Raw genomic sequence first — 20,555 nt, forward strand, 5'->3', positions numbered from 1 at the left:
CCGGACAATGACTCGTTATGCAGCAACGCCTTCCTGCGTCAGCGCCGCAATCTGTTTACGCCATTGCGCCTGCTCCTGTTCCCCTTCAGTACGCTGACCATAAAGTTGCGCAATCTGCGTACCATCATGAGCAAACAGTTCCAGGCTGGTTACGTAGCCATCGCTGGTCGGTTTACGGGTAACCCAGGCTTCAGCAATGCTCTCTTCTAATAGATGAAGAGTAAACGTCGGGTTGAAAATATTCAGCCAACCTTTCATTAGCACCACTTTTTCTACCACACCCGTGAAAATCTGTACGCAGCCACGGTTGCCAACAAACACCATGATTTCATTGCCATCCTGCTGTGCAGATTCAAGAATTTGCGCCAACGCACTGCCAGGTACTTTGCAGGCCAAATCGTCTGCCACCAGATTGAACGCCTGCTGACGAGTCAGGTTGTGGCGCTTGAGCAACGTAAAAAACTGATGGACATCCGTCATCGCACGCCACTCTTGTTCTACGACACTGGCATCGACGTCGGTTTGTGCGACAGGCGCATCAACCGTTGTTAACTCAAGCAGCGTATTTTCCTCGACGATAAAGCGTGCCAGAAGCTCATTCCATGCCGCCATATCGGTATTGTCGGTAGCATAAACTTTCAGTAATGCATCGCCCTGATGATCAAAGAACTGAATACTCTGACGTTCACCGCGAGCCGTGTTTTCTTTTATATGGAAAACACTGGCCCACTGATTAAGAAATAGTCGCAAATCCAGCGCGCGCGGGTTGAGTATTAATCCGGCATGACCGTTCAAATGCTGGTTTGTGAACGAGCCAACTTGCTCATGGACTGCATATTCATTACGACAAATACATTTGGTTTCACCAACGCTTTCCAGCGCTGCCAGAATTTCACGAATATCGCCGCGCATCCGCCACGCGTCGTGAGTGACGCGCGCAAATGCCAGTTCTGCTTCGCTGATATTCATTAAACCTGCGATGTCACGCGCGTACTTTCCGGGATTTTGTTCTTTTAACTCAAGCCAGCGTGTGTAGTGGTTCATTGTCTCTCTTCCTTCCAGATAAATGCCCCGAAATATCGGGGCTGATGATTACCATTGATAACTCACGAAAATTTTGCCGTTACGTCCATCCTGTGGGATGCCCTGCGGCGACCAGTACTCTTTATCGAAGGCATTGCCCAATACCAGAGTCGTGGTCATGCCTTTGAGCGCCTGCTGCCCTTGATAACTGACGTAGAAATCATTCACGCCGTAGCCAGGTTGTTTGCTGTAGCTGCTGCTGATATGTGTTGAGCGATCGGCAAACGTACCGACCCAACCAACAGAGAAGCCACTGTGAGCGATAGGAATATTCAGGGTGCTGGTAACGGTATCCGGGTTAATGCTGGAGATATATTCCCCGGTATCAGTGTCTTTGCCGCGGGTTCGGTTATAGGCCACATCAAGACTAAACAGGTCAGTGGTATATTTCGTCATCACATCCCAGCCCCAGATTTTGGCGTTCGGGACGTTATAAGACATGGTTGTCGCCGCCACGAAATCGACGGTTGTGGAGATGTAATCCTTCGCTTTGGTATCAAAGTAGCTGGCTTTAAATTCCAGGGCATCATTGGACAACATCAGGTCATCAAAACGCAGCCCAAAGCCGTATTCCTGAGTTTCGTTGGTTTCCGGACGTAAATTCGGGTTTGGCACCCAATAGTTGGTATAGAAGCGACCAATCGAGAAGTGCTTAGAATCGTTGTACATTTCGCCCATCGTCGGCGCGCGGAATGCCTGGGCATATGAGCCAAATAACATCAGCCAGTTGGTCGGATTGATAGTCATCCCTGCACGAGACGACCATTTGTCGGCATCAACATCTTTGTAGCCGTCGCTGCTACCGCGATAACTGTCATAGCGGGTTCCGCCAAGCAGGGTAATCGGCAGATCGCGTAAGGTGATCTCATCCTGTAGCCAGCCGGAACTGAAATCAATTTTTGCTTGCGGGAAGCCCGTCGTCGCGCCGCCCGGATGCTGTTCCTGACGATAATACTCACCGCCATACGTCAGCAGGTGAGAGGCAAAACTCTCGGCAAACAGAGTGGAACGGTTCTCCAGTTTGGCACCTTTTGTTGTCTGTTCGCGATACTCACCGGAACTTCCCGTGTTTTGCGCATTAATACGAACTTCCGACCAGTAAACTTTTGCATCAGCATTTAACCAGTCGTTGCCCACTGGAGAGAGTTTATAAGAAAGCTGAGCATCACGTTGAATCGTTGAACGATCAACCATCGGATTACTGCTGTCAGACGCTTCAACGGTCTGCGGATTTTTTGGTTCGCGCGCGTCGTTATTGTAGTAACGCACTAATCCGCTCAGAGCCTGGGCAGAATCAATTTGCCAGGTTCCTTTCGCCAGCATGTTATTAATAGCCTCATCATTCGGCGCGGTTTCGCCATTGCTCTGGCGTAAATCACCACGATCGCGACTGGACCAGGCCACAATACCATCCAGATTTTCCGTTCGCCCAAACGCGCTCGCGCCTAATCCCAGGCTATGGTCCCCCGTGCCACCGGTGCCAAAAACGCGAAAACCGCTGCTTTGTCCTTCCTGCAATAAATCTTTTGCATCGACCGTATCGTAGGAGATAACCCCACCCAGCGCGCCACTGCCATACAGTAATGCCGAAGGTCCACGGACAATCTCGACACGTTTGATCAGCGCCGGATCGAGGAAAGTCCCATTCAGGTGTCCGGTATCCGTTCCCTGACGAACGCCATCGACAAGAACTAGCACGCCGCGATGGTCATAACCACGCATATTTACATCCTGACCGTTGGTTCGTCCGGTACCATCAAGGGTAATTCCAGGAACATGACGCAGCAGATCGGTGGCTGAAGTCGCGGTTTGGTTTTCAGGAGCGGAAGTGTCGAGGACACTGACCATCATTGGTGCTTCGAAGGAACTACGGGCATTCCCCGTTGCCGTAACGGTCATGGTTTCAGTAGCAAAAGCAAACGTTGGCAAGGTGGCAGAAACAGCCAAAGCCAACAAACTCAAGCGCAACGAGGTAAATTGCGGACGTGACATAGCGATTCTCCATGAGGAAAATAAAAAATGCTGGCTACCTGGATTAATACCGGGATGGCTGGCGAAAAATAAATTTATTTACAATTCAAAGCGATAATATTCGCCGGGTGAGTTAACGGGCGTTTATATCCGGTGAAATTGCCTGGTATCCCGGACAATTCGCCCTCTTTGTCAGGCAAAGCGATATGCCGCATCTGGAGTGAAGAGCGCTGTGCGTTATCCCTTGCAAAAGCTATGATTTTGTTATCCATATAGTCATATTTTGTTAAAGCCAGATGTGATAATGAGAATTATTATCGATCAATTTTTTATGATCAAGCTTTTTTTTAACCGCCATTAACACAATAAACAGGGGGTTATGAAAGCTATCCTGTATCCAGAAAACCATTTTTTTCTTGTGGCATTCCCCCACGACCTCATAACGAAACATTGTCGTTAACCGCGATAATTTTCTCTTCTCTTTGCTCTGCAAGCCGCGATATCTCTGAGATCTCAGCTTTTTCCCGCCCTGAAATTTTGTCGGTAACAAGAACGTTAGCTGACGAAGCATCTTGATAAAAATCAAAAATAAATACGCTTGTAACGCCTTGCGTATTGAATCGACGGTTGTATTTCATATATAACTCAAATGATAATCATGATCATTCTCAATTCGATAAGAGTTCTCATATGATGCCAAGGATCACCAACAGGCCGTATCTTTTTTCCCCACTAACGTTATGTATTTCAGCCGTGGCCTCTGTCGCGAAGACTGCGGTAAAACGAAAAAAATTGTTTACGGCAGTACTGGCTCTTAGCTGGGCTTTTAGCGCAACGGCTGCCGAACGCATTGTGGTCGCTGGAGGATCACTGACGGAGCTAATCTACGCGATGGGTGCTGGCGAGCGCGTGGTGGGTGTCGATGAAACGACATCTTATCCCCCAGAAACCGCCAAACTGCCGCATATTGGCTACTGGAAACAACTCAGCAGCGAAGGCATTTTGTCACTTCGCCCGGATAGCGTAATTACCTGGCAGGATGCAGGACCGCAAATTGTGCTCGACCAGTTGCGGGCGCAAAAGGTCAACGTCGTCACTCTGCCGCGTGTACCAGCCACCCTTGAGCAGATGTACGCCAACATTCGCCAACTGGCAAAAACGTTACAGGTTCCTGAACAAGGCGAGGCGCTGGTGACACAAATCAGCCAACGCCTGGAGCGAGTACAGCAAAGCGTGGCGGCAAAAAAAGCCCCGGTTAAAGCGATGTTTATTCTCTCTGCTGGCGGCAGCGCGCCACAGGTCGCCGGTAAAGGCAGCGTTGCAGACGCCATTCTGTCGCTTGCCGGAGCAGAAAACGTCGCTACCCACCAGCAGTACAAAAGCTACAGCGCGGAATCGCTGATTGCGGCTAACCCTGAAGTGATTGTCGTAACCTCACAAATGGTCGATGGCGATATTAATCGGCTACGTTCCATTGCCGGAATTACCCACACCGCCGCCTGGAAGAACCAGCGCATTATCACCGTTGATCAAAACCTGATTCTGGGAATGGGCCCACGTATTGCTGATGTCGTTGCGTCTTTACACCAGCAACTTTGGCCGCAATAAACGGATTTAAATCAGACGTATGAACATGAAAAACACCCTGGATCTCACGCCTCATTTTGCTTTAGACGGTGACCAGCCATTTAAAGACAGGCGTGCCATGATGCCGTTTCGTGGGGCCATTCCGGTCGCCAAAGAACAACTGGCACAGACCTGGCAAGAGATGATCAGTCAAACAACCTCACCTCGTAAGCGACTGGTTTATCTTCATATTCCTTTTTGCGCGACACACTGCACGTTTTGTGATTTTTATCAGAATCGTTTTAATGAAGATGCGTGTGCTCATTATACCGATGCCCTGATTCGAGAAATCGAACAGGAGGCAGACAGCGTATTGCATCAGTCCGCACCCATCCATGCGGTCTATTTCGGTGGCGGTACGCCTTCCGCACTCTCCGCGCGCGATTTAGCAAGAATCATCACCACACTACGAGAGAAATTACCACTGGCACCCGATTGTGAAATCACCATTGAAGGCCGGGTACTGAATTTTGACGCTGACCGAATCGACGCTTGCCTTGATGCGGGAGCAAACCGCTTCTCAATTGGTATTCAGTCGTTTAACAGCAAAATCCGCAAGAAAATGGCCCGCACCTCGGATGGTCCAACCGCCATTGCGTTTATGGAAAGCCTGGTCAAACGCGACCGTGCTGCGGTGGTCTGTGACCTGCTGTTTGGCCTGCCAGGTCAGGATGCGCAAACCTGGGGAGAAGATCTGGCTATTGCCCGCGATATCGGTCTTGACGGCGTCGACCTCTATGCGCTCAACGTCCTGCCCAACACGCCACTGGGCAAAGCCGTGGAAAACGGGCGCACTACCGTGCCCTCTCCGGCGGAGCGTCGCGATCTTTACCTGCAAGGGTGTGATTTTATGGACGATGCCGGTTGGCGCTGCATCAGTAACAGCCACTGGGGCCGTACCACACGCGAACGCAATCTCTATAACCTGCTGATAAAACAAGGTGCCGATTGTCTGGCCTTTGGTTCCGGCGCAGGTGGTTCGATTAATGGTTACTCCTGGATGAACGAACGCAATCTGCAGACCTGGCATGAATCCGTCGCGGCAGGCAAAAAACCGCTGATGATGATCATGCGTAACGCCGAACGTAACGCGCAGTGGCGTCATACCTTGCAGTCGGGCATTGAAACGGCGCGTGTACCGCTGGACGAACTTACGCCACATGCTGAAAAACTCGCACCATTACTGGCCCAGTGGCACCAAAAAGGCTTAAGCCGCGATGCTTCAACGTGCCTGCGGTTAACCAATGAAGGTCGTTTCTGGGCAAGCAACATTTTGCAGTCTCTTAATGAACTGATTCAGGTACTTAATGCGCCAGCGATTGCGCTTGAAAAACCATAACAGGAGTGATTTATGAGCCATGTCTCGTTACAGGAATTTTTGAAAACGGAGCCAGACGGTACGCTGGAGGCGATCGCCGAACAATACAACACCACGCTGCTGGAGGTAGTGAAAAATCTGCCCTCTCCGACAGTTGTCTCAGGCGATAAATTCGATACTGTCTGGGATACCGTCTGCGAATGGGGCAACGTCACCACGCTGGTGCATACTGCCGATGTGATCCTCGAATTTAGCGGCGAACTGCCTTCGGGTTTCCACCGCCACGGCTATTTCAATCTGCGTGGAAAGCACGGCATGTCCGGGCATATCAAAGCAGAAAACTGCACGCATATTGCCTTAATCGAACGTAAATTTATGGGCATGGACACCGCATCCATTCTCTTTTTCAACAAAGAAGGCAGCGCCATGCTGAAAATCTTCCTCGGCAGGGATGACCATCGTCAGCTCCTGAGTGAACAGGTCAACGCCTTCCATGCTCTGGCAGCATCGTTAAAGGAACACGCCTGATGACACCGTGGCTACTCTTTGGCGCGGGCGGAAAAGGTGTGGGCGCCAGAACGCTTGAACTGGCGCTGGCGGAACAACGTCCGGTCGTCGCTGTCGTTCGCCGTGCAGACGCTGCGGCTCAACTGACGCAACAAGGTGTGCAGGCTTTTACTGGCGACGCTTGTGACGCCAGCGTAGTCGCAGCCGCCTGCCGCGCGGCTGGTCCGCAAGCACTTATCATCTCAACAATGGGCGGCGCACAGGATTATCTGGCCCACAGAACGGTGATTGATGAGGCCGAAAAGGCAGGCATCAGTCGCATGATTCTGGTGACTTCTTTGGGATGCGCCGATAGTTGGCCGTTTTTATCGGATCGGGCAAAAGCCGCGTTTGGTCAGGCGGTGCGCGAAAAGACACTGGCGGAAAGCTGGCTGCAAACCAGCCAGCTAGACTACGCCATTCTCCGCCCTGGCGGTCTGCTTGACGGCGCAGCAACAGGCAAAGCACAACGGATACAAAATCAGGAGTGTCATGGTTTTGTCCGCCGTGCCGATGTCGCCGCACACATTCATGAACTGGCAAACGCGCCAGCACTCAACAAGCAGATCTACAGTCTGATTGAACCTGACCTGAAACCGGCGTAATCCCATGCGGCGCAGACTCTCCGCGCCGCAACGTCATAACGGAGTTTTGCGTGCTCAAGGATTCATTTTCATCCGCCAGTGTCTTTATGGGGCTATCACTATTATTGCTTGCCCTGGTGCTGTTCGGTGCCAGTCAGGGCGCGTTAAAAATCAGCTTTAGCGCCCTTCTTGATGAGGAATACCGCGATATCTGGCTAAATATTCGCCTGCCGCGCGTTTTACTGGCCGTGCTGGTAGGCGCCGCGTTGGCAACCGCCGGGGTGATTATGCAGGGGCTTTTCCGCAACCCCATGGCTGACCCAGGATTACTCGGCGTCAGTAGCGGTTCGGCATTAATGGTTGGCGTTGCTATTGTGCTGCCCTTTTCCTTCCCCGTGGTGCTGGTGCTCTATGAGCAAATGGTGTTTGCCATCGCCGGAAGTTTAGTGGTCTGCACCATCATTTTTCTCATCACGCAGCGCCATCGCGATGGCAGCATGATGCAATTGTTACTCGCCGGTATCGCCATCAATGCCCTATGCGGCGCAGCAATCGGCATACTGAGCTATATAGGCGATGAGCAGCAATTACGACAACTCACGTTGTGGATGATGGGCAATCTCGGTCAGGCGCAATGGCCAACGTTATTGGTTGCCAGCTCCTTCATTCTGCCCGCCATTATGGCAACAACGTGTCTCGCCGGAACGCTGAATTTGCTGCAACTTGGTGATGAAGAAGCCCATTACCTCGGCGTGAACGTAAAGCGTAAACGCCAACAATTACTGTTGATTAGCTCACTGCTCGTTGGCGCTGCCGTATCGGTAAGCGGCATTATCGGCTTTATTGGCCTGGTGATCCCGCATCTGATTCGCATGACTACCGGAGCAAATCATCGCTGGCTAATTCCTTGCTCTGCCCTTGCCGGATCCTGCTTATTACTGATGGCAGACACGCTTGCCCGCACACTGGTACAGCCAGCAGAAATGCCTGTCGGATTACTAACCAGCCTGCTTGGCGGCCCGTATTTCATGTGGTTGATTCTGCGCAACCGGAGGATCGCATGATTAGCGCCCGGAACCTGGTTTATAGCCTTCATGGGCGACGCCTGACTGACAATGTCTCGCTGACTTTTCCCGGCGGGGAAATTGTTGCCATTCTCGGTCCTAATGGTGCGGGAAAATCCACGTTGCTTCGCCAGCTCACCGGCTATCTTCAACCTGATAGCGGCGAATGCCGGTTATTCAATAAGCCATTAAATGAATGGTCAATTACCGAACTGGCGAAACACCGGGCCGTGATGCGTCAGAATAGCCATATGGCGTTCCCATTCAGTGTACAAGAAGTAATCCAGATGGGGCGCCATCCGCATCGTACCGGTAATCAGGGGGATGAAACGGCACAGATAATGGCGCTATGCGACTGTCAGGCGTTAGCAAACCGCGACTATCGGCAATTATCCGGCGGTGAACAACAGCGTGTGCAATTAGCGCGCCTGCTGGTACAACTTTGGGAAGCAATACCCTCGCCGAAATGGTTATTTCTTGATGAACCAACGTCGGCGCTGGATATTCACCATCAGCAGCATCTGTTTCGTTTATTACGTCAGTTAGTTCGCGAACGGCAATTCAACGTCTGCTGTGTATTGCACGATCTTAATCTTGCCGCCCGCTATGCCGACCGTGTTGTATTGATGCAAAAAGGAAAGGTTATCGCCAATGGTAAACCGCAGGACGTGTTGACACAGCAGGCGCTGACTATGCTCTACGGCGCGGATATTACTGTATTAAACGCCCCTGCCAATCATTCTCCGCTGATTGTCCTCGATAGTTAAATACGACGGGAGTACCGGGTGTACTCCCGTCGATATCATTAATATTCACATTAGCTGATTGAAACACCTTTCACACCCGTCATGTCTTTTAGCGACTTTAATAAGTCTTCAATCGACGTCGCCGCATGAAGCTGAATATCAATAGCAACCACGTCATGATCTTCATTTTCTTGCAACGAAACTAAATCAGTTTTTATTTTTTGTTGTTTAAACCAGTCGAGCATCGACAGCGTATTACCGTTCACCAACGTCAGCTGTAAATGGTAATTCTTGTTCATCAGCCGGAAAGTTAATTGATGGAAGACTTCCAGTACCAACAAGGTCATTACAGAACCGTAAATCCCCAGCTCATACATGCCGCTACCAATCACCATACCGATTGCAGCTGTTACCCAGATATCCGCAGCGGTGGTGAGGCCGACAATATTTTGATTACGAACGAGGATATTACCCGCGCCTATAAAACCGACGCCAGTGACAACCTGAGCGGCAATACGGCTGGGATCAAGCCCGACGTGATCCAGCGCCAGCACATCAGCGAAACCATATTTCGACACAATCATAAACAGGGCGCTACCCATACCGATTAAGACATGTGTACGAAGCCCTGCCCCTTTGCCGCGGATTTGCCTTTCCATGCCAATAGCACCACAGGCAATAGCAGCCAGGATTAGACGAACAATAAATTCTGCAGTCATATAAAAATGCAAAAAGGAGCAGCAAGATGGCTCAACTTGCTACTCCTTTTTGCTTTATTCCTGTTAATTCGGCAGGACATTTGCCAATTTATCTTTGAAGGTATACAAATTTTTCTGCGGATTTTTCTTACAATATTCAATCACTTTAGGAATCTGAGTCAGATCAGTTTCATTTAAGGTTACAGTATCACCACCTTTGTAAACCGTTTCCTCATGCAGCATCCACCATGCAACCGGTGTCATCGCTTTTGGATTCAGGTCAATAAATTCCTGACAAGTCATATCTTTAGCAGATTCATTAGCAGCCAGTGCAGATTGTGCATTAACCAGTGAAAGTGCCGCTACAGCGCCAACGAAAATCATGGCTTTACGTAGAGATGAAATATTCATTTTACAACCCATTCAACAAATAAAGTATATATGAACAGGAGGATTATCTGCTTTTAACGCGAGGTATTCCTGCCTGTTCAATATTCAAGGAAATACGATGCAACGCATTCCATGAATTACATATCTTTCTTAATCTTGTCCCATTCGCCTTTAACTTTATCTTTAAAGCTGGCTTGTTTATCCTGAGTACAAGCCTGAACGATAGCTGGGGTTACGGTTGCAATGCCCTGAACATCCATAACCGCATCTTCTGGTTTATCTTTGTTATTCAGTGCTTCAGCAAAACCGACTGCAGTCGGCTGGAAGGATTCGTCCACAGCCAGGAAATCTTCACAGGTCCAGGAGTTGACAGGTTTTTTATTGTCAGCTGCTTTTTGTGCATCCGCGGCATTGCTCACAACTGGCAGAAGAAGCAGGCCACCAAGAATTACACCTAATACTTTTTTCATCGTAATATCCTCAACTATAAAGTGAAAGAGCCGTCACGAATCAATTTCGACATTGAGGTTATAACCTGGTTTTTTGGGTATGTCATGTTGAGATAAAATATCAAAATCAGATATTTTTATTTAAATACAACAAGTTACATGGGTGTTGGACACATTAATTAGGAAATTTTTATTAAATCACATGCATTCCTGGATGCATTTTTGGCATAGATTGATAGTAGGGATTTTTCTTCTTAAATTTATAGGGTGGTTCTATGTTATATATAGATAAGGCAACAATTTTGAAATTTGATCTGGATATGCTTAAGAGGCATCGGAGAGCAATCCAGTTTATTGCTGTGCTACTGTTTATTGTCGGTTTACTGTGTATAAGCTTCCCGTTTGTCTCTGGCGATATCCTTAGCACAGTCGTTGGCGCATTATTAATCTGCTCAGGCATTGCGCTTATTGTCGGTTTATTCAGCAACCGGAGTCATAATTTCTGGCCTGTATTATCCGGCTTCCTTGTCGCTGTCGCCTATTTGTTGATCGGCTATTTCTTCATCCGCGCACCAGAACTGGGAATTTTTGCTATTGCGGCGTTTATCGCTGGCTTGTTTTGTGTCGCTGGGGTTATTCGCTTGATGAGCTGGTATCGCCAGCGTTCAATGAAAGGCAGCTGGCTACAACTAGTCATTGGTATCCTGGATATCATCATTGCATGGATATTCCTGGGTGCAACGCCAATGGTTTCTGTAACACTAGTTTCTACACTGGTGGGGATAGAACTAATATTCAGCGCTGCCAGCTTGTTTAGCTTCGCTAGTTTATTCGTTAAAAAATAATCAATATCAGACCGTCGGCACAGTATTTCCCACACCGCCTCATAATCACTTATGGTGACTATGAGGCATATAACACTCCCGCTTCATATCGCCACCATGGCAAAACATAAACCATCGTTGAAATAATTACCGTGCGACTCATTAAACAACTCGCTGAAACCTTTATGGTTTTATAAATTTCACAGCAAATTAGCCATTTCAAACATTATCATGGCTGATATTTTCTGTAGTCAGGTTTAATGTTTAAAAGTGCTGTGGGAAAATGAAATCAAGATTTGGCAAGCATTGGCTCAATAAGAAGGTAATTAATGCAGTTGATGTTAATTTTCCCAAAAAATTAAAAAGAAAGCTGGCAAATCCAATTGCCAGCTTAAGTAGAAACAAGGAGACTCGATATTTAAATCGGATTACTTTTTTATTTTAGTTTTATCATTCAGAAATCACAAACTTTAAATTGATAACTTATTCTTGGTAAAAATATGGGAGTTGTTAATTTCATGTTAGCACTAACAAATTTATAACAACCAGGAATATTACCTAGGATCAATATATGGAGTGCGTGATGGATAAATCTCAAGTTTTGATTAGTGTTAATAGACGTATTAGTTCACGAAGGGCAACGTTCTTATAGGCGTTTACTATATTGAACAACGAATTCGGACATGGATGTAAATAATGAAAAGGATGACATGTTCGAAACAATAACGGCTAAGGAGCAAGTTATGATTTTTCTCATGACGAAGGATTCTTTTCTTTTACAGGGCTTTTTGCAGTTGAAAGATAATCACGAAATGATAAAAATCAATTCCCTGTCAGAGATAAAAAGCATAGGTAACAAACCATTCAAGGTGATCATTGATACCTATCATAATCATATCCTTGATGAAGAAGCGATTAAGTTTCTTGAGAAGTTAGATGCTGAAAGAATCATTGTTCTGGCACCTTACCACATCAGCAAACTTAAAAGTCAGTCGCCTATCTTTTTTATCAGCCGTAAAGAAAGCATTAAAAATCTGATTGATATTACTTATGGAAAACACTTGCCTCATAAGAATTCTCAATTATGTTTCTCGCATAATCAATTCAAAATTATGCAATTAATCCTGAAGAACAAAAATGAAAGTAATATCACGTCAACACTGAAAATTTCGCAGCAGACATTAAAGATCCAGAAATTCAATATTATGTACAAGCTGAAACTTAGACGTATGAGCGACATCGTGACTCTGGGGATCTCTTCTTATTTTTAAGAAGGCGTTGATGTGGCCCAGCGATAAGTGCCTGAAATTGACGGCTGGCATGACGAGGGATGCAAATGCTGACTCCATTACTCCCGGTGATAACCAAAGGAGAAGCAAAAACGAACTTATTCCCCTGGTTTATGTATCCACCAGTAGAAACATTCGTTGCCCGGACGCAGGCAGAGACTGTCAGCAGAACGGCAACATTTTTTTTGCCATCTAAATCGCCACATTGGTCACTCGGCCTGCATGCGCCATCACAGGCATACATCCCCATGGCTTGCACTATGCCGCAGGTCTGTAAATCCCTCATGCCTCTCCCCGCACACATTCAAAAAATCCGTAATTTTTCACGAATTTTCAGGGAATAAAATGAACAGAAAAAGAAAACTGTTAATACCGTTGTTATTCTGCGGCGTAATACTCACCGCATGCGACGACAAATCAGCGCAAAATGCTGCCGCCATGACGCCAGAAGTGGGCGTGGTGACGCTCTCCCCCGGCTCAATCAATGTCATGAGCGAATTGCCCGGCAGAACTGTTCCTTATGAAGTTGCTGAGATTCGCCCGCAGGTGGGTGGCATCATCATTAAGCGCAATTTTATCGAAGGCGATAAAGTTAACCAGGGCGATTCGTTGTATCAGATTGACCCTGCGCCCTTGCAGGCAGAGCTGAACTCAGCCAAAGGTTCGCTGGCGAAAGCCCTCTCTACCGCCAGCAATGCCCGCATTACCTTTAATCGCCAGGCATCGTTGCTAAAAACCAACTACGTCAGCCGTCAGGATTACGACACCGCGCGCACCCAGCTGAATGAGGCTGAAGCCAATGTCACCGTTGCTAAAGCGGCTGTTGAGCAGGCGACGATCAATCTGCAATACGCAAATGTCACCTCGCCCATTACGGGCGTCAGTGGGAAATCATCAGTGACCGTCGGCGCACTCGTTACTGCTAATCAGGCAGATTCGCTGGTTACAGTGCAGCGTCTGGACCCGATTTATGTCGATCTCACGCAGTCGGTACAAGATTTTTTGCGCATGAAAGAAGAGGTCGCCAGTGGGCAAATCAAACAGGTTCAGGGCAGTACGCCAGTACAGCTCAATCTGGAAAATGGCAAACGTTACAGCCAGAGCGGTACGCTGAAATTCTCTGACCCGACGGTGGATGAAACTACTGGCTCGGTCACGTTGCGCGCGATTTTCCCCAATCCAAATGGTGACTTACTGCCAGGCATGTACGTCACAGCATTAGTGGATGAAGGTAGTCGCCAGAATGTGTTACTGGTGCCGCAGGAAGGCGTTACCCATAACGCTCAGGGCAAAGCAACGGCGCTCATTCTTGATAAAGATGATGTCGTGCAGTTACGCGAAATTGACGCTACCAAAGCCATCGGCAACCAGTGGGTTGTTACCTCTGGCTTGCAAGCTGGCGATCGGGTGATCGTTTCCGGTTTGCAACGCATTCGCCCAGGTATCAAAGCACGCGCAATTTCCTCCAGCCAGGAAAACGCCAGCACCGAATCGAAACAATAACGTTGCAGGCTTAAGGGGACTTTCATGGCTAACTATTTTATTGATCGCCCGGTTTTTGCCTGGGTACTTGCCATTATTTTGATGCTCGCAGGCGGGCTGGCGATCATGAACTTACCGGTGGCGCAATATCCGCAGATTGCACCACCGACCATCACCGTTAGCGCCACCTATCCGGGTGCTGATGCGCAAACGGTAGAAGATTCAGTCACTCAGGTGATTGAGCAAAATATGAATGGACTTGATGGCTTAATGTATATGTCATCAACCAGTGATGCGGCGGGTAATGCCTCCATCACACTGACCTTTGAGACAGGAACGTCGCCCGATATTGCGCAGGTTCAGGTGCAGAATAAACTGCAACTTGCTATGCCATCACTCCCCGAAGCAGTACAGCAACAAGGGATTAGCGTCAATAAGTCGAGCAGCAATATCCTGATGGTGGCAGCGTTTATCTCTGAAAACGGCAGCCTCAACCAGTACGACATTGCGGACTATGTGGCTTCTAATATTAAAGACCCATTAAGTCGTACCGCAGGTGTCGGTAGCGTGCAGCTCTTTGGTTCAGAGTACGCCATGCGTATCTGGCTGGACCCGCAAAAACTCAATAAATACAACCTTGTTCCTGCCGATGTTATTTCCCAAATCAAGGTACAGAACAACCAGATTTCCGGCGGTCAACTGGGCGGAATGCCACAGGCGGCAGACCAACAACTGAACGCCTCGATCATTGTGCAGACACGTCTGCAAACACCGGAAGAATTTGGCAAAATCCTGCTGAAAGTTCAGCAAGATGGTTCACAAGTGCTGCTGCGCGACGTTGCCCGCGTCGAGCTGGGAGCGGAAGATTACTCCACCGTGGCGCGCTATAACGGCAAACCTGCCGCCGGGATCGCTATCAAACTGGCTACAGGAGCAAACGCGCTCGATACCTCCCGGGCGGTAAAAGAGGAGCTCAACCGTTTATCGGCCTATTTCCCCGCCAGCCTGAAGACGGTTTATCCTTACGACACGACACCATTTATTAAAATTTCAATCCAGGAAGTTTTCAAAACGCTGGTTGAGGCCATCATCCTCGTCTTCCTGGTCATGTATCTGTTTTTACAAAACATTCGCGCTACGATCATCCCGACTATTGCCGTACCGGTCGTTATTCTCGGCACGTTCGCGATTTTGTCGGCTGTCGGTTTTACCATCAACACCCTCACCATGTTCGGGATGGTGTTAGCTATAGGGTTGTTGGTGGATGACGCCATCGTGGTGGTAGAAAACGTCGAACGCGTGATAGCAGAAGATAAGCTGCCGCCGAAGGAAGCGACGCATAAATCAATGGGGCAAATCCAACGTGCGCTGGTCGGGATTGCCGTTGTGCTTTCCGCGGTGTTTATGCCAATGGCCTTTATGAGCGGCGCGACCGGGGAAATTTACCGTCAGTTCTCCATTACGCTGATCTCCTCCATGTTGCTTTCGGTGTTTGTGGCGATGAGTCTAACGCCTGCCCTTTGCGCCACCATTTTGAAAGCCGTTCCAGAAGGCGGTCACAAACAGAATGCGTTGTTTGTGCGATTTAACCATCTGTTTGAAAAATCAACTCAACACTATACCGACAGTACCCGCTCACTGCTGCGCTGCACGGGTCGTTATATGGTGGTTTACCTGCTGATTTGTGCCGGGATGGCGGTGCTGTTTCTGCGTACACCGACCTCCTTCTTGCCAGAAGAGGATCAGGGGGTCTTTATGACCACTGCACAGCTACCATCAGGTTCCACGATGGTTAACACCACTAAAGTGCTGCAGCAGGTGACCGATTACTATCTGACAAAAGAGAAAAATAATGTTCAGTCGGTGTTTACCGTTGGCGGCTTTGGTTTCAGCGGCCAGGGGCAAAACAACGGTCTGGCGTTTATCAGCCTGAAGCCGTGGTCTGAACGCGTCGGCGAAGAAAATTCGGTGACCGCGATTATTCAGCGGGCGATGGTGGCTCTTAGCCGCATCAATAAAGCAGTTATTTTCCCGTTCAACTTACCGGCGGTAGCAGAACTGGGGACAGCGTCAGGTTTTGATATGGAACTACTGGACAACGGTAACCTGGGACATGAAAAGCTGACCCAGGCGAGAAATGAGTTGCTGTCTCTGGCAGCACAATCCCCTGACCAGGTCACCGGGGTACGCCCGAACGGCCTGGAAGATACACCGATGTTCAAAGTCAACGTCAACGCTGCGAAAGCTGAGGCGATGGGCGTGGAGTTGTCCGATATCAACCAGACCATTTCCACCGCTTTCGGTAGTAGCTACGTGAACGACTTCCTTAACCAGGGACGAGTGAAAAAAGTGTATGTCCAGGCGGGAACACCGTTCCGCATGCTGCCAGATAATATAAACCAATGGTATGTGCGCAACGCCTCCGGCACGATGGCGCCGCTTTCTGCTTATTCTTCAACAGAATGGACCTACGGCTCACCACGTCTGGAACGCTACAACGGTATTCCAGCAATGGAGATTTTAGGTGAAGCGACGGCAGGAAAAAGTACGGGTGACGCAATGAAATTTATGGCGGATCTGGTCGCAAAACTTCCGACTGGCGTTGGCTATTCATGGACCGGACTGTCATATCAGGAAGCGTTATCTTCCAACCAGGCCCCGGCACTATATGCCATCTCGCTGGTCGTGGTGTTCCTTGCCCTCGCCGCACTTTATGAAAGCTGGTCGATTCCATTCTCGGTAATGCTGGTCGTACCGCTTGGGGTAATTGGCGCGTTACTGGCTACAGATCTGCGCGGGTTAAGCAATGACGTCTACTTCCAGGTTGGTCTGCTGACCACCATTGGGCTTTCCGCCAAGAACGCCATCCTGATTGTCGAGTTTGCGGTTGAGATGATGCAAAAAGAAGGGAAGACACCGATGGAAGCGATTATCGAAGCGGCACGGATGCGCTTACGCCCAATCCTGATGACCTCTCTGGCCTTTATTCTCGGCGTACTGCCGCTGGTTATCAGTCATGGCGCAGGCTCCGGTGCGCAAAACGCAGTAGGTACAGGCGTTATGGGGGGGATGTTTGCAGCAACGGTGCTGGCGATTTACTTCGTTCCGGTCTTTTTCGTTGTGGTGGAACATCTCTTTGCCCGCTTTAAAAAAGCGTAACGCGTAAACGAGAGTAAGGTTGAACGTGAGGGTTCAGCCTTACTCTTTCCCGCTAACCACTCGCCACTCAACAGCCAGCTTACTGCCAGGAACATCAGACTCAGTAAACAGCATTGAAAGTAGAACCCGCTCCAACCGTTGGTTATCAATTTAAACAACACGACACTGACCAGAATTCCCGTAATTGTATGAATTGCAAACTTAATAATCCTGAACATGCCGCGTCTTTTCCTCCTGAAAATACGTTTAGTGTTTTGCAAACTGCGAAAGCAAACTTGCCGGTGACCCGGCAGAGTTAATGAGGAAAGATTTTCACATGAAGTGTGAGGGAGATCCTGACCGACTTTCGAATGAGAAATCCTGTCAGTTAAAGGTCCCAGTTGATTGTTGCGCAAACTGGTGCGGTGTTACGCCATAGTACTGGCGGAAAGTATTAATAAAGTACGACGTACTGCTATAGCCACATTTTTCTGCGACCATCGGCAGCGGGATTTGTCGTAACTCGAGTAATCGTCTGGCCATCGACATTCGCGAGGCCAACAATATTTTACTGAAGCAGGTATTTTCATCCTGCAATTTTTTCTTGATTAGGCTTTCACTGGTATACATTTTTTCGGCGATATCACGCAGATACCAACGTTTGGCTATATCACAGCTAATAATGCGTTCAACTTTACCTGAAACAGTACTAATGCTATTAAAAAGGAAGGGAATAAGTTCTTTATTTCGTGAAAACATCGAAAGACAGGAAAAGTAAAGCATATTACTTAATGTTCTGGACGCAATATCTTCTTGAGCAAAACTATCAAATATCGCAGTGACCAGCGGCATTGGTGGTGTTGGGTTAACTAGCAACCGTTTTTTACCATGCAGCCCTAAACACCGACCCGAAAGACGGACATTGTGCAAATAATGGCTAATGATCCTTTCATCGATATCTAGTCTACGGGCATGGGATTCATCAAAAGGAAAATTCTCCACCATATATTTATCCATCAAAAGAATACTCTCTTTTTGCAAATAGAGTTTTTGCTGCTCATGATAAATATCAAATGAACGGCGGGTGAGGATCACTGAGCAAACGTGTGTCATGACAAGCCCTTATATTCCATTACTACAACCATTACAATTTCAGTATACAAATGAAATGATGTATGACTCCTGTAAAAATCCAAAACTGCCAAAATTGGTAGGACCAAAAAGTAATCACATACATAAGCGCATATATCAGTTAAGCCATAAAAAGTAAATGCATGCGTGATATATCTTAAATTTGTGTATAGCTTATGTTTATAAAAAATTGGCTGATCTTATCTCCAGCAAAAGTTATATTTAACCCACTGAGAGCACAAAGTTTCCCGTGCCAACATGGAGTGTTATAACGGCTTATTAGTCTGGAGACGGCAGACTATCCTCTTCCCGGTCCCCTATGCCGGGTTTTTTTTATCTTCAAAAAGCAATTATAACCTTACTATCCTTTCAGGGTGACAACACTTTCCTGCTAAACAAGTGTCCATCATCAGAGGGTTATCACCCCCTCTTTCAGCTATTCGTTCATGATACTCAGTCGGTGTCATGCCATAATAATTGCGAAAAACATAAATAAAATACGACACACTGTTATAGCCACACAACACGGCCACTCGCTTTATAGAAAAGCCATGTATTACAATGAATTGTAACGCGCGTCGCATTCTACATTCGGTAAGCAGTTGCGAATAAGACGTCTCTTCTTCACGCAATTTTTTCTTTAACAAACTTGGACTCATCAATAACTCGCTGGCTATTTTCGCCAATGACCATTCATGAGCAATATTACGGTTAATGACCGTACAAACCCGAGTTCGCATATTGGGCTGTAGGATATTCATGAGTAGCGCTATAAACTGTTCATCTTCAAGAAAAACCGACAATATTGCGAATATTAATGCCCTGTTACGTAAAATCTCACCATAGCGGAGATTTTTACTCTGTGAAAGCTGTACAACTTCCTGAAAAACGGGGATATCTCGGGTACAGTGATGCACGATTAACGAAGGTACTTTTTTACAGGCATGAAGAGTTAATGCCTCCTCCTTGAGCATTGGGAGAAATAATGAAAGTGTTTCCTTCGTGACAAAGACGACGTTCTCTGCACAGTTATCAACTAAAATCTGGTTTGCATCCGCAAAAACCAAATCACCACCGTTAAAACAGCGATATTCACCATTCTGCATGGTAAGAATATATTTATGCTTTGCGTACGCAATTAAACAAGTTCCATGTAGTGATTGCATCATTAATACACTATAACAGAAACATATTATTGTATTTAATGTAGCACGCCAACACCCTAAGTCAAATCGCGATTTAAACAAAGCTTAAACGAAAAAAAATAATAGCATCCTAAGTGGTTAGAAGCATTGTTCCAGGTCACTTATTTTTCAATCTATTAGAGCAAAAACAAGCAATAATAACGGATATGAATAATAGCTGATGCATCCTATTGTAATTTGTACAATATTTAATTTACATTGCAAATTATTCAATTATATGAATTTCCCAAAAAACAAAAAAATGATCAGAATTAGCATCCTGATCATTACGCCACTACTCTTATTTATAGGATATATTTCTTTACCGTGAATGAATTACACCCGCATGCTCCTGGCATGCAGGTGACATTCGGTTATCAGGTATGTTTAAAGCTGTTCTGCTGGGCAATGCCCTGCAGTTTCGGGTGATCGCTGAGGTATTTCAGGGAGGCTTTGTAGTCTTCCAGTAACAGTTCAGCGAAGTCCATTTCGAAGCCACGGCGGCACATAATGCGCATTACCACGATGTCGGTGGCTTCACCGCCGAGGGTAAATGCCGGAACCTGCCAGCCGCGCAGACGCAGACGTTCGGAAAGGTCATACAGGGTATATCCTGGATTTTCCCCGTCTTTCAGTTTGAAGCACACCGCCGGGATACCTTCATCTGGGCGCCCCGTACAGATGAACTCATACGGCCCCAGTTTGGCGATTTCATCCGCCAGATAAGCAGCAACCTGGTAAGAGGCGTTCTGTACTTTGGTATAGCCTTCACGACCGAGGCGCAGGAATTCATAGTACTGCGCAATCACCTGACCTGCCGGACGGGAGAAGTTGATGGCGAAAGTACCAATCTGACCGCCGAGATAGTCAACGTTGAATACCAGTTCTTTCGGCAGCGCTTCTTCATCACGCCAGATAACCCAGCCGCAGCCCAGCGGAGCCAGACCGAATTTATGGCCTGAAGCACTGATCGATTTCACGCGCGGCAGGCGGAAGTCCCAGACGATATCTGGCGCCACGAACGGCGCAAGG

The 20,555-nt window shown here is 47.7% G+C and carries 19 protein-coding genes and 1 pseudogene; 10 read left to right on the forward strand and 10 right to left on the reverse strand.

Annotated elements, in window-relative coordinates:
* Positions 1-15 precede the first annotated feature (15 nt).
* The 3 genes from chuS to D9734_RS23260 all read right to left on the reverse strand — a co-directional run bounded on the left by chuS (position 16) and on the right by D9734_RS23260 (position 3,692).
* Complete coding sequence (gene chuS / locus D9734_RS17255) at positions 16-1,044, reverse strand: hematinate-forming heme oxygenase ChuS (RefSeq protein ID WP_130209176.1); 1,029 nt, start codon at positions 1,042-1,044, stop codon at positions 16-18.
* A gap of 48 nt (positions 1,045-1,092) precedes the next feature.
* Positions 1,093-3,075, reverse strand: a complete 1,983-nt coding sequence (gene chuA / locus D9734_RS17260) for a TonB-dependent heme/hemoglobin receptor ChuA/ShuA (protein WP_130209178.1) — start codon at positions 3,073-3,075, stop codon at positions 1,093-1,095.
* 416 nt (positions 3,076-3,491) lie between these two features.
* Complete coding sequence (locus D9734_RS23260) at positions 3,492-3,692, reverse strand: hypothetical protein (RefSeq protein WP_165383169.1); 201 nt, start codon at positions 3,690-3,692, stop codon at positions 3,492-3,494.
* 55 nt (positions 3,693-3,747) lie between these two features.
* Between D9734_RS23260 and shuT the strand changes: the two genes are divergently transcribed.
* The 6 genes from shuT to D9734_RS17295 are packed head-to-tail and all read left to right on the forward strand — an operon-like array spanning position 3,748 to position 8,959.
* Positions 3,748-4,662 carry a heme ABC transporter substrate-binding protein ShuT gene (gene shuT, locus D9734_RS17270; RefSeq protein WP_130209214.1) on the forward strand — a complete coding sequence of 305 codons (915 nt, stop codon included), beginning with the start codon at positions 3,748-3,750 and terminating at the stop codon, positions 4,660-4,662.
* A 19-nt stretch (positions 4,663-4,681) separates the two neighbouring features.
* Complete coding sequence (gene hutW, locus D9734_RS17275; RefSeq protein ID WP_130209180.1) at positions 4,682-6,019, forward strand: heme anaerobic degradation radical SAM methyltransferase ChuW/HutW; 1,338 nt, start codon at positions 4,682-4,684, stop codon at positions 6,017-6,019.
* Between the two features lie 12 nt (positions 6,020-6,031).
* Positions 6,032-6,526, forward strand: a complete 495-nt coding sequence (gene hutX, locus D9734_RS17280) for a heme utilization cystosolic carrier protein HutX (RefSeq protein ID WP_021550030.1) — start codon at positions 6,032-6,034, stop codon at positions 6,524-6,526.
* Positions 6,526-7,149, forward strand: coding sequence for an anaerobilin reductase (gene chuY, locus D9734_RS17285; protein WP_130209181.1), 624 nt, complete (start codon positions 6,526-6,528; stop codon positions 7,147-7,149). The genes hutX and chuY overlap by 1 nt, the downstream gene beginning before the upstream one ends.
* 50 nt (positions 7,150-7,199) lie before the next feature.
* On the forward strand, positions 7,200-8,192 hold the full coding sequence (gene shuU, locus D9734_RS17290) for a heme ABC transporter permease ShuU/ChuU (RefSeq protein WP_240780268.1): 993 nt from the start codon (positions 7,200-7,202) through the stop codon (positions 8,190-8,192).
* On the forward strand, positions 8,189-8,959 hold the full coding sequence (locus tag D9734_RS17295; RefSeq protein ID WP_130209183.1) for a heme ABC transporter ATP-binding protein: 771 nt from the start codon (positions 8,189-8,191) through the stop codon (positions 8,957-8,959). The genes shuU and D9734_RS17295 overlap by 4 nt, the downstream gene beginning before the upstream one ends.
* A 50-nt stretch (positions 8,960-9,009) precedes the next feature.
* Here the strand turns inward: D9734_RS17295 and D9734_RS17300 are convergent, their stop codons facing one another.
* The 3 genes from D9734_RS17300 to hdeA all read right to left on the reverse strand — a co-directional run bounded on the left by D9734_RS17300 (position 9,010) and on the right by hdeA (position 10,496).
* Entirely contained in the window at positions 9,010-9,657 is a 648-nt protein-coding gene (locus tag D9734_RS17300) for an MgtC/SapB family protein (RefSeq protein WP_130209185.1), read from the reverse strand.
* Positions 9,658-9,720: 63 nt separating this feature from the next.
* Positions 9,721-10,047, reverse strand: coding sequence for an acid-activated periplasmic chaperone HdeB (gene hdeB / locus D9734_RS17305; RefSeq protein WP_130209187.1), 327 nt, complete (start codon positions 10,045-10,047; stop codon positions 9,721-9,723).
* Positions 10,048-10,163: 116 nt separating this feature from the next.
* The gene (gene hdeA / locus D9734_RS17310; protein WP_130209189.1) at positions 10,164-10,496 is read right to left on the reverse strand and encodes an acid-activated periplasmic chaperone HdeA; all 333 of its coding nucleotides are present in this window, start codon (positions 10,494-10,496) and stop codon (positions 10,164-10,166) included.
* 254 nt (positions 10,497-10,750) lie between these two features.
* Here hdeA and hdeD point away from each other — a divergent pair, with 254 nt between their 5' ends.
* Positions 10,751-11,320, forward strand: coding sequence for an acid-resistance protein HdeD (gene hdeD, locus D9734_RS17315; protein WP_130209191.1), 570 nt, complete (start codon positions 10,751-10,753; stop codon positions 11,318-11,320).
* A gap of 722 nt (positions 11,321-12,042) precedes the next feature.
* Positions 12,043-12,570 (forward strand): acid resistance transcriptional activator GadE, encoded by a 528-nt coding sequence (gene gadE / locus D9734_RS17320; protein WP_064527778.1) that lies wholly within the window; start codon positions 12,043-12,045, stop codon positions 12,568-12,570.
* A gap of 19 nt (positions 12,571-12,589) precedes the next feature.
* Here the strand turns inward: gadE and D9734_RS23800 are convergent.
* A pseudogene (locus tag D9734_RS23800) lies at positions 12,590-12,874 on the reverse strand (hypothetical protein); the annotation flags it as partial.
* A 107-nt stretch (positions 12,875-12,981) separates the two neighbouring features.
* Here D9734_RS23800 and mdtE point away from each other — a divergent pair.
* Entirely contained in the window at positions 12,982-14,091 is a 1,110-nt protein-coding gene (mdtE, locus tag D9734_RS17330; RefSeq protein WP_346460520.1) for a multidrug transporter subunit MdtE, read from the forward strand.
* 24 nt (positions 14,092-14,115) lie between these two features.
* Positions 14,116-17,229, forward strand: a complete 3,114-nt coding sequence (mdtF, locus tag D9734_RS17335; protein WP_130209196.1) for a multidrug efflux pump RND permease MdtF — start codon at positions 14,116-14,118, stop codon at positions 17,227-17,229.
* Between the two features lie 363 nt (positions 17,230-17,592).
* Here mdtF and gadW read toward each other — a convergent pair whose 3' ends face one another.
* From gadW to D9734_RS17350, 3 genes are all read right to left on the reverse strand, one after another.
* A complete protein-coding gene (gadW, locus tag D9734_RS17340; RefSeq protein WP_130209198.1) occupies positions 17,593-18,321 on the reverse strand; it encodes an acid resistance transcriptional activator GadW in 729 nt (242 codons plus the stop codon).
* A 368-nt stretch (positions 18,322-18,689) separates the two neighbouring features.
* Positions 18,690-19,505, reverse strand: a complete 816-nt coding sequence (gene gadX, locus D9734_RS17345; RefSeq protein WP_130209218.1) for a DNA-binding transcriptional regulator GadX — start codon at positions 19,503-19,505, stop codon at positions 18,690-18,692.
* A 395-nt stretch (positions 19,506-19,900) separates the two neighbouring features.
* A partial coding sequence (locus D9734_RS17350) for a pyridoxal-dependent decarboxylase (RefSeq protein ID WP_240780547.1) occupies positions 19,901-20,555 on the reverse strand: 655 nt, incomplete at its 5' end.

Source organism: Escherichia sp. E14S1 (assembly GCF_004211995.1).
Taxonomy (GTDB): domain Bacteria; phylum Pseudomonadota; class Gammaproteobacteria; order Enterobacterales; family Enterobacteriaceae; genus Escherichia.